Source organism: Caballeronia arationis, from assembly GCF_001544975.2.
Taxonomy (GTDB): Bacteria; Pseudomonadota; Gammaproteobacteria; order Burkholderiales; family Burkholderiaceae; genus Caballeronia; species Caballeronia arationis.
This window is the reverse complement of sequence record NZ_FCOG02000530.1, coordinates 1-842: the sequence shown is the minus strand read 5'-3', so window position 1 is coordinate 842 and position 842 is coordinate 1. Positions and strand designations below refer to the sequence as shown.

The 842-nt window shown below is 56.7% G+C and carries 3 protein-coding genes; 2 read left to right on the top strand and 1 reads right to left on the bottom strand.

The features are described from left to right. Window positions 1-331, bottom strand: a 331-nt coding sequence (locus AWB81_RS48220) for a hypothetical protein (protein WP_235026273.1), incomplete at its 3' end; no start/stop codon positions are given. Window positions 332-340: 9 nt separating this feature from the next. Here AWB81_RS48220 and AWB81_RS43665 point away from each other — a divergent pair. Together AWB81_RS43665 and AWB81_RS43660 are read left to right on the top strand one after the other, a co-directional pair. Further along, entirely contained in the window at window positions 341-583 is a 243-nt protein-coding gene (locus AWB81_RS43665; RefSeq protein ID WP_235026272.1) for a flagellar transcriptional regulator FlhD, read from the top strand. 2 nt (window positions 584-585) lie between these two features. Next, window positions 586-842 (top strand): FlhC family transcriptional regulator (locus AWB81_RS43660; protein ID WP_235026271.1); only part of this gene is annotated, 257 nt, incomplete at its 3' end.

Genomic DNA, 842 nt, shown 5'->3' with positions numbered 1-842 from the left:
TTCCGGCATTCGATGCGTTTGGAGAACAAATAGAGCAAATCCCGCACCGGTCAGCAATGAAAACGAGGCTTGATGTCGATACCACAAGTCGTTTGTCGGAAAAACAGCGAATAAAAGAAGAATATCCTTCCTCAGTAAACGATTGCGCGAGCCATTTTTCCTGTAGCAAACGATTACCGGGTGTAACGAAATGTTGCAAAGCGGCCGGTGTAGTCAGACAATTCGCTCGCGCCCTGACGAAAGGCGCAACGAGCAAACTGAATCCACTTATTTGGTCCGCCGCCATGATCCATGCTTCTTCCGACCTCGGCTCCATCCGCGACTTGAACATGCGTACCTCATGCTCGCGCGACGCGTCCTGGCGTCGGATCGCGAGGCTGCACAGTCACATTTGGGTCTATCGGCGGAAATGGCGGATACGCTACTGAAGCTCTCGCCGGTGCAAACCGAGAAGCTGGCATCGTCGTCTCAGGTGCTGTGCTTCTTCCGGATGCGCGCAGATGCGATCCTGGCTGGCCTCGCCGGTCGTGGCAACAAAGCGACGGTCTCCGCCGTAACCAACGACGCTTTGCTGACGGCCTGACCATGACCACGACCACCGCCTCAAAAAGCCTCGCTGACGAAGCTGCGCACGTCATGCGCGCAGTCACGCTCATTAAACTGGGCGCTCGCATGCAGGTGCTGGAGTCGGAGATTTCGAAGCTGTCGCGTGAGCGACTGATTCGCCTGTACCGGGAAGTGAAGGGGGCATCGCCGCCCAAAGGCATGCTCCCGTTCTCGGAGGACTGGTATCTGACGTGGGCGCCGAACATCCATACGTCGATGTTTGCCAACGTCTATGC